Genomic DNA, 8167 nt, shown 5'->3' with positions numbered 1-8167 from the left:
GGGCATGAAGAACTTCATCTCCCCTGACGGGCATGCCGTGCGCTTCATCATCAGCCATGACGGTGATCCGATGTCGCAAGAAGGCATTTCGCACATCGACGCGATCAAGAAGGCCGCCTACGAATCACTCAAGGGCACGCCGCTGGAGGGCTCGAAGATCTACCTCGCGGGCACCGCCGCCACGTTCAAAGACATGCAAGACGGCGCCAACTACGACCTGTTGATCGCCGGAATCGCCGCACTGTGCCTGATTTTCATCATCATGCTGATCATCACCCGAGGCGTGGTGGCGTCGGCGGTCATCGTGGGAACCGTCTTGGTCTCCCTGGGCGCGTCTTTCGGGCTTTCGGTGCTGATCTGGCAGCACCTGATCGGCATCGAATTGCACTGGATGGTGCTGGCCATGTCCGTGATCATCCTGCTGGCGGTCGGCGCCGACTACAACCTGCTGCTGGTGGCACGGTTCAAGGAGGAGATCCACGCCGGCCTGAACACCGGCATCATCCGGTCGATGGGCGGCACCGGCTCGGTGGTGACGTCAGCGGGGCTGGTGTTCGCCTTCACCATGATGACGATGGCGGTCAGCGAGCTCACGGTCATCGGCCAAGTCGGTACCACGATCGGACTGGGTCTGCTGTTCGACACCTTGATTGTGCGGTCGCTGATGACACCGTCCATTGCCGCGCTGCTGGGCAAGTGGTTCTGGTGGCCGCAACGTGTCCGTCAACGCCCGGTTCCATCACCCTGGCCCAAACCGGCCAAGGAAGCCGAATCCGTTACCGCCGCTACGTAACCCAGTCCGGCTGCGCGTCGGTCGCGACGTTGGAGAAGTCCTTGTGTCCCAGGCCGGCGGTGGTGCCGCCGTCGACGACGAACTCCGAGCCGGTGGAATAGCTGGACTCGTCGCTGGCCAGATAGACCACGAGGTTGGAGACCTCCACGGGTTGGGCGGCCCGCCCCAGCGCCGTCTGGAAGATGTCGTCGGGAACCCAGTCGGTCATCGGAGTCTTGATGAGCCCGGGGTGGATTGAGTTGACCCGGATGCCGCTCGGGCCCAGTTCCAGCGCGGCCGACTTGGTCAGTCCCCGCACGGCGAATTTGGTTGCGGTGTAGCCGTGGCATGCGATGGTGCCGGCCATGCCTTCGATCGAGGAAATGTTGATGATCGATCCCCGGCCCGCTTCCTTCATCGGTTTGACCACGGCGCGGATGCCGAGAAACACGCCCGTCAGATTGATGTCGAGGATTCGCTGCCACTCCGACAGCGCGTAATCCTCGAGGGTGCCGATGTTGATGATGCCCGCATTGTTGACCAGCACGTCGATGCGGCCGAACTCGCTCAGGGCGGTCGCCACCGCCGCATCCCAATCCCCGGGCTTCGTCACGTCGAGATGCAGGTACCGGACCGCTTGGGAATGGGGGTCGACTTCGGCCGCTACCGCCTTGCCCTCGTCGTCGAGGATGTCACCGAAGACGACCTTGGCTCCCTCGGCGACCAGCGACCGCACGTGCGATGCGCCCATCCCCCGGGCACCGCCACTGATCAAGGCGACCTTTCCCGCCAACCGTTCTGCCACTGCGTTTCTCCTGTCGCCTGGGTTCGTCTATGCACCATACGTACCGAAGGCTATGTATGGCCATAGCCTTCCGGCACGACATTCACGATGTCAGTCGCGGGCGCATCGGGGCGGACCCGAGCAGTTTGGCGCCGCACGGCTGAACGCCGTTGCGAGAGGACGGAACTGGGCCAGATGATTCTTCGGATCAGGAGTCGTACGCCCGCAGCAGCGCCCGCGTGCGAGCCCGGCCCTCCGGCGATGGATCGAATGCCGCGGCGACGTACTCGTCGACGCCGGCGGCGCGCAGTTCGTCGAGCCGGCCGCGGACGGTGTCCTCGTCGCCAATGATGGCGGCGTCCTGCGGCCCCGCATAACCCTCGCGGTCGAGCATCGCGCGATAGGACGGCAGCTGGTCGTAGATGGCGAACTGTTCGGCCGCCTGCTTGCGGGCGGCGTCGACGTCGTCGGTGACGCTGACGGGCAAGGACGCGGCGACGCGCACCCCGCCCTCGCGCCCGGCATCGGCGGCGGCCTGCCGCAGCGTCGGCCCGACATGCTCGGCCAGCGTCTTGGGTCCGGTCATCCAGGTGCAGGTGCCCGAGGTGCGCCGCCCAGCGAGCTTGAGCAGCTGCGGACCCAGGGCTGCGATGTACACGTCGGGGCGCGGCGCCCCCGAGATCATCAGCGCACCGCGGGTGGTCACCGTCTCCCCCTCCGCGGCGGCGGCTTCACCGGCCAGCAGGGGCAACAGTCCGTCGAGGTATTCGTTCAGTCTGCGCACCGGCTTGTCCCAGGGAATGCCCCACATCCCCTCGGTGACGGCCTGATGGGTCATGCCGAGCCCGAGCGTGAACCGGCCACCCGAGGCAAGGCTCAGCGTCAGGGCGCGCTGCGCCATGAGCATCGGATGCAGGTTCTGAATCGGCACCACACCGCTGGCCACCTCGATTGTGTCGACCTCGTGCAACGCGATGGCCAGGATTGTGAGAAGATCTGGCTCATAAGGCAATTGGCTCATCCACACGCGTTTGAAGCCTTCGTCGCGCAGCATCGCGAGGTTGGCGATCGTCGCGTCGATGGGCGATTGGCTGCCCGATCCACTGAGTTGCCCGAACATAGAGACCTGCATGACCATCCCGCTCCTCTGCGCTCCCCCGCAGTGGAAAGGTTATCGTCGCTTCATCTTTACGGCCAAGCTTTTCAGTGGTGCCCGTTTGTTTCCTATGCCGGCCGGGGGGAACACGCCGGGGGTGACAGTCGTCGGGTCTTATGCGCGGCGCGCGATTACGGTGTCCCCGCCGCGGCAGCGCAGCTTGGCGAGGTATCTGCTGCTGCCCAGACCCAAGGATGTGACTAAGGGCTGGCTTGTCGGGACGACGTGCGCATTGGGCGTACTTAGCACCGGCGAGGTGAACGGCATGTTGCTATTGCGCGCGCTCGTCGTGATGATCGTCATCGAACTGCTCGTATATCAGGCACGCTATCAATGGAATGACGTGCGCGGGTTCGTCGCTGACCAGAATCATCCGTCAAGCACCACACGTGGGCGCCTACCCGGCCCCTTGTCTCGCGCACGTTTCCATGTCTCGGCAAGTTGCGCCATCGCGGCGCTGAGGTTGGCGCTCGCTGGTGTCGTGATTTTGGCGTTCCCGGATCTTCACCTCGGCGGGATCCTTGGACTCGGTGGCGCCGGTGTGTTCGGTGTCGCGATCGCCTATGAATTGTTACGGTCCGCGACCACGGGTCGAGGCCACGCCGCTTGTGTGCCGATCCGAAGTGTGGTGTTGCTGTGGTTGGCCGTGGGCTCCGGATATGCCGTTCGGGGATTGGTTGGACTCGCTGTGGCGGTGGATCCGTGGAAAAGACCGGAGCTATTTTTCGCGGCGGTGGTGGCGTTATGGGGCTACGGAGTCGCGTTCGTCACTTGCCGCTGGGCCGTGGAGGCCGCGTCCTTTGCCGCGATCCGCGATGGGCGCGTCGCATGGAACGCCCGCCCCGATCAGGCGCGCGAGCATCAACTGGCCCTCATCCGATGGCTCCCGTCCCACGTCGGCGCCGGAGTCACCAAGGTTGCCGATTGGGCGCCGTTGCGGCAGCGGACGGCGTTGACGGCCCCATGGAACTTAGCCGCCGTTGTCGCGGGCGCCGGTGCCGCCGCGTCGGGACGACTCCTGGTCAGCCCCTGCTCCGTCGAAATTACCGTTTGCGTCGCTGCGGTCGGCGCCGCGGCAACGCTCATCGCGGTGTCCATCTCGCGCAGACGGGCTCTGGTCGTCGTCCTCGCCGCTCTGTCATTGCTAGGGACTTTATCGGTCACTGCTACACCGCGACCGCTGCTGGCAAGCTCGCCGTGGCTTCTGATGATCTGTGCGTACCAATTCTTCACCACGCGCACCCTGGCAAGCCTGAGCCGAACTCGCCCCCGTGCGCGGCTCGCTCACAGAACTTTCGCCACCATAGCGAGACTTGCAATCGGAGAAACCACGTGGCAGGCGATGCAGCGCCCCGGTAGATGCGGCAAAGAGGTATAGCCAGTGGGCGGTGCCTCTGCGGCGGCGAGGGAGCTGATGTTGGTCGCCGAGTCGGCGGCTGAGGCGGGCTCGCGCGTCGCGATGCGGTGGCTACCCCAGATCGATGCCCTCGACATCGAGGAGAAGAACGGTCCGCGCGACCTCGTCAGTCGCGCCGATCGCGACACGGAGGACGCCATCATCGCCGAGCTGTTACGGGCCCGTCCCGGTGACGGTGTGCTCGCAGAGGAACGCGGCGCGGTAGCGGGCACGAGCGGTGTGGAATGGGCGGTTGATCCAATCGACGGCACCACCAACTACTTGTATAAGCGGCCTGACTGGGCGGTCAGTGTCGCCGCCATCCAGGGCGACGACCGCCGCCTGCTGGCGGCAGCAGTCTGCGAGCCCGTGTTGGGCACGATGACGACGGCGTATCGCGGCGGGGGGACTTGGGCGGGTGGACGCCGTATCACCGTCGCCGATCGCGATTCACTCGACCGCGCATTGATAGAGCTCAATCTGGGGCGCGCCGAGCAGCGAGCGATGGCGGGGTCGATGGTCGACGCCCTGGTTCCCCATGTGCGTGACGTCCGTCGCGGCGGCAGCGCCGCCAGCGCGCTCGCACAGCTGGTGACAGGGCGTGCGGACGGGGTCTGGGCACCGGGTCTCCGGGTGTGGGACGGAGCGGCGGGAGCCCTGCTCGTACAGGAGGCGGGCGGAACGGTCGGTGATCTCTCGGGACCGACGCCAGGCATGTGGCCGCAAAGCGGTGATGTGCTGGCGGCGCCGCCGACGCTTTGGGTGGCCCTGCAACAGTTGATTTCACCGATCTACGGTCGTCGAAGTTTGTCTAGCGGTGCGCCGGGTACCTGAGTGCTTGGGCGTTTAGCACCAGCGCTTTCCTAATCTCTTTCGTTTTCTCAGGAGCGCTCGTGCCTAACGTTGTGCGCTTTCAGCGCCAAACCGCCATCCCCTTAAGCAGCTCAACGCTGCAACTTCACTCAAGACGAGTTGACGTGCCCACGTATGACAGGTCGTCACTGGGACGCTCGATCGTGCACATCGGAGTCGGAAACTTCCATCGCGCACACCAGGCTGTCTACTTCGATGAACTCGCCCAACGCGGCGTTACACGAGACTGGGGCATTACCGGGGTGAGCCTCCACCACGGCCGGATGAAAGAGCTGCTGTCGGAACAAGACTGGCTATACACCGTTGTTCAGCGAAGTCACGGTCGGGATGCCGCCCGAATTGTTGGCTCCATTTGCCAGATGCATTATGCCCGGGAAGACCAGTCCGCCGTCCTCGACGCGCTCACCGATGAGCGTACCCGAATGGTCACTTTGACGATCACGGGCGACGCCTACTGCATCGACAAGCGCACCGGCGAATTCGACCCCGGACGAGACGACGTTCGGGCCGACATGCGCATGCCGAACCACTTCAGCACCACCTGGGGATACCTCGCCGAGGCGTTGAACCGACGCCGCAGAGCCGGTAAAGCCCCATTCACCCTAGTGTCCTGCGACAACGTGCCCTCCAACGGCGATGCAACCCGCACAGCATTGGTGTCGTTCGCCAGCCTGCGCGACCCCGCTCTTGGACGTTGGATCGACCGTCACGTCGCGTTTCCGTCGACCATGGTCGACCGCATCACTCCGAAAATCACATCGGCTGAAAGGCAATTCGTCGTACGTAACGTCGGAATAGCCGATAGGTGTCCGGTGCTAACAGAGCCTTTTCGCCAGTGGATCATCGAAGACACATTCTGCAATGGCCGGCCGCCTTTAGAAGAGGTCGGGGTCGACTTGGTTGCCGACGTCACGAGACTCAAGCTGGTCAAGACACGGCTGCTCAACGGAAGTCATTGTGCCATAGCCTATTTAGGGATACTCGCGGGGTACGAAAACATTCATGAGGCGATGAGCGACCCCATCCTGAGCCGCTACGTCGAACAGCTCATGTATCAGGAGATATCGCCTCTGCTTCCCACCGTTCCTAACATCGACATCGTTGACTATTGCGCCACAACACTTGAGCGCTTCCGCAATCCGAGCATTGGTGACCAACTGGCACGGTTGGCATGCCGCGGCTCGGAAAAGATGCCTGCCTACCTACTTCCATCCCTGCACGAAGCGATCGCCGCCGGCCGCCCGCACACGCTGCTTATGCTGGCGCTCGCCGGATGGGTGCGCTACCTCCAAGGAGAAGACCTTCATGGCCGCAAGATTCACATCGAAGATCCCCAGGCAAAACTGTTGAATACATTGGCGGCGCTCGGTAGACGTTATCCCGACCCGCTGCTGCGCAATCGTGATGTCTTCGGCGATCTTCGGTTGATTCCCGGCCTTATAGATCGGCTGGGCCAGATGATCGATGCTCTTGACAGGCACGGTGTGGTGGGCACGCTTCGCCGGCACGTTGGAGGAGATCTTCGAAAGTTGGTGGCGCGGTGAGCAACGAGAAGTTCGTTACCATCCGACCGTTCACGGTAGACCCTGTTAACACCATACTCTGTGACGCAGATGGCAATCTATTCCCATCCGAAGAACCGGCGTTCGCCGCCTCCGTTGAGGTCACTAACCAGTTCCTAACCAGATTTGGCGTCCCCGCCCGGTACACAGCGGAAGAGCTTCGAAAACAAACGACTGGAAAGAATTTTCGGGCCACCGCCCTTGACCTTGCGGTAGCCGGTGGTGTGCCCATCGAAGAGCCAGTTGCCTCATGCCACCCACAAGCCGTCCTCGCCACAAACGACGACGTCCTAGCGGATCGCGCGCTAACCCTCGATCAGCTTGAAGCCTGGGTGCGTCGCGAACGCGATCACGTGACCGCCCATTTGGCCACGGCGCTTCGGCCAGACTCTAGTGTGCTGGAGCCATTAAAGGCCCTGTACGGCCGGTACGGTTTGGCGGCGGTGAGTTCAAGCGCTCTCATCCGCCTCGACGCCTGTTTTGCCGCGACCGGCCTCGACGCCTTCATTCCCTGCGAGTTGCGGTTCAGCGCGGAGGATTCATTCCCGGTCCCCACTAGCAAGCCCGATCCGGCGGTGTACACACTGACCGGTGAGGCACTGGGTGTCACAACGACGCAGGGACTGGCCATCGAGGACTCGGTTCCCGGAATTCTTTCGGCGGTGGCGGCCGGTTTCATCACCATCGGCAATCTGACGTTCGTCCCTGCCAATGAACGCTGTTCTCGCGCAACAGAACTCGCGCGATCTGGAGCTCACGCAATCAGCAATTCCTGGGCTGCGATCGCCGATTTCTTACTCCGGAGACCATAACCTAAACCTGCTCTCGGTCGAGTGCCGACCCTGCGCAACTTATTGCGAAGCTTTGTGTTTCGACCGCGGCGGCAGCGCGGTCGCGTACTGCCGAAAGGAGGCAACGTGATTGATACTGACCGAGCCAGTGTTCTGCGGGTCGCGGAGCTGGCGTGGAACAACGTGGGCCACGAGTGCCAATCAGGCCCGGAGCTGAGTTTCCGAGAGGTCATCGCTCAAGCCGAAGGCGTTCTCAGTGAGCGTTTCGGCATCAGTGCCGGCGCAGCGCTCGGGCTTCTGAAACGGCTAGCAGAACAGTCCGATCGGTCTGTGGAAGCGGTTTCACGCCGACTCGTCAGGGGTGCACACTCGACATTGCGGCGGCTGCCACCCGATGCTGCACACGCCGCGCAAAGTGCAGCCCGCGACCAGGACGCTGAGCTTAGGCGCCAGCTCGTCCGGGAAGCCACCCGGTGCTGACCGGTTTAGCCGAACCCTGCTCAGCCGATGATGTCGAAGACTGCCGCGGCGGAGGTCACGGCCTTGTCGGCGTTGCCCTCGTCGTGCAGCAGCATGCGCGCGCCGACCCGCCCGGGTCCGCCCGGATGCGCGGTGCCCTCGACCCGGAAGGGTCCGACCTTGCCACGCGACATGAACATGACATGCCAGCTGACGACCTGCAACTTTGTGGTTCCCGCCACGTCCGCGGCGAGACCGATCGCCGCGGTCTCGAGGACGACGTGCTGGGGACCGATGTGCAGCGCGGCGTCCGGTGACGCGAGTTCGGTGCTCAGCTCGGGCAGTATCCAGTGGCCGCCATCCCGCCGGCTGGC

8 protein-coding genes and 1 pseudogene are annotated in these 8167 nt (G+C 63.7%); 6 read left to right on the top strand and 3 right to left on the bottom strand.

What is annotated here, in order from left to right:
- Nucleotides 1-793: MMPL family transporter (locus A5782_RS01255; protein WP_156623753.1), on the top strand; the 793-nt coding region annotated here is incomplete at its 5' end.
- On the opposite strand, the gene A5782_RS01250 is transcribed toward A5782_RS01255, so the two are convergent.
- Together A5782_RS01250 and A5782_RS01245 are read right to left on the bottom strand one after the other, a co-directional pair.
- A complete protein-coding gene (locus tag A5782_RS01250; RefSeq protein ID WP_067093950.1) occupies nucleotides 786-1577 on the bottom strand; it encodes an SDR family oxidoreductase in 792 nt (263 codons plus the stop codon). The genes A5782_RS01255 and A5782_RS01250 overlap by 8 nt on opposite strands.
- A gap of 187 nt (nucleotides 1578-1764) precedes the next feature.
- Nucleotides 1765-2694: a TIGR03564 family F420-dependent LLM class oxidoreductase gene (locus A5782_RS01245; protein WP_197694068.1), complete on the bottom strand. Its 930-nt coding sequence runs from the start codon at nucleotides 2692-2694 to the stop codon at nucleotides 1765-1767.
- Here A5782_RS01245 and A5782_RS01240 point away from each other — a divergent pair.
- The 5 genes from A5782_RS01240 (at nucleotide 2687) to A5782_RS27140 (ending at nucleotide 7814) form a co-directional block, all read left to right on the top strand.
- Nucleotides 2687-4090, top strand: a complete 1404-nt coding sequence (locus A5782_RS01240; protein ID WP_156623752.1) for a hypothetical protein — start codon at nucleotides 2687-2689, stop codon at nucleotides 4088-4090. The genes A5782_RS01245 and A5782_RS01240 overlap by 8 nt on opposite strands.
- A gap of 3 nt (nucleotides 4091-4093) precedes the next feature.
- Nucleotides 4094-4942: an inositol monophosphatase family protein gene (locus tag A5782_RS01235; protein WP_156623751.1), complete on the top strand. Its 849-nt coding sequence runs from the start codon at nucleotides 4094-4096 to the stop codon at nucleotides 4940-4942.
- A gap of 71 nt (nucleotides 4943-5013) precedes the next feature.
- Nucleotides 5014-6525, top strand: a complete 1512-nt coding sequence (locus A5782_RS01230; RefSeq protein WP_156623754.1) for a mannitol dehydrogenase family protein — start codon at nucleotides 5014-5016, stop codon at nucleotides 6523-6525.
- Nucleotides 6522-7355, top strand: a complete 834-nt coding sequence (locus A5782_RS01225; RefSeq protein WP_067093937.1) for an HAD family phosphatase — start codon at nucleotides 6522-6524, stop codon at nucleotides 7353-7355. Before A5782_RS01230 ends, A5782_RS01225 begins: the two co-directional genes overlap by 4 nt.
- A 21-nt stretch (nucleotides 7356-7376) precedes the next feature.
- Complete coding sequence (locus A5782_RS27140; RefSeq protein ID WP_082942731.1) at nucleotides 7377-7814, top strand: ANTAR domain-containing protein; 438 nt, start codon at nucleotides 7377-7379, stop codon at nucleotides 7812-7814.
- Between the two features lie 20 nt (nucleotides 7815-7834).
- On the opposite strand, the pseudogene A5782_RS01220 reads toward A5782_RS27140, so the two are convergent.
- Nucleotides 7835-8167: pseudogene (locus A5782_RS01220) on the bottom strand (hypothetical protein); the annotation flags it as partial.

The sequence above is a fragment of the Mycobacterium sp. 852002-40037_SCH5390672 genome, from assembly GCF_001665875.1.
Taxonomy (GTDB): Bacteria; Actinomycetota; Actinomycetes; order Mycobacteriales; family Mycobacteriaceae; genus Mycobacterium.
The sequence above is the reverse complement of the archived record's forward strand: the minus strand, read 5'-3'. Positions and strand labels throughout refer to the sequence as shown.

Excerpts from the sequence above, each read along its gene's own strand:
- A5782_RS01240 (WP_156623752.1), top strand. The coding sequence starts at position 2,687 with ATGACCATCCCGCTCCTCTGCGCTCCCCCGCAGTGGAAAGGTTATCGT.
- A5782_RS01245 (WP_197694068.1), bottom strand. The coding sequence starts at position 2,694 with ATGGTCATGCAGGTCTCTATGTTCGGGCAACTCAGTGGATCGGGCAGC.